Annotated in this window: 1 protein-coding gene; it reads right to left on the reverse strand. The window is 68.4% G+C overall.

The genetic code is table 11. From position 1 onward, the window contains the following. Window positions 1-22: 22 nt before the first annotated feature. Window positions 23-234, reverse strand: a 212-nt coding sequence (locus AC0IYH_RS34110; RefSeq protein WP_471838917.1) for a LexA family protein, incomplete at its 5' end; no start/stop codon positions are given.

The raw sequence follows: 234 nt of genomic DNA on the forward strand, positions 1-234 counted from the left end.
CTGTAGGACAGCGCCCGCCGCTTCAGTCGTAGCGGCGGAGGATGCCGGACAGCTTGCCCTGGATGCGGACCTGTTGCGGGCTGTAGCGCTGCGGATCGTAGGCGCGGTTGGCGGGGTCCAGGCGGACCATCGCGCCTTCGCGGCGGAAATACTTCAACGTCGCTTCGGCGTCCTCGATCAGCGCCACGACGATCTCGCCGTCGCGGGCGGTTTCGGTGCGGCGGACGAGAGCAT

This window comes from Pseudomonas sp. AC463 (assembly GCF_979253585.1).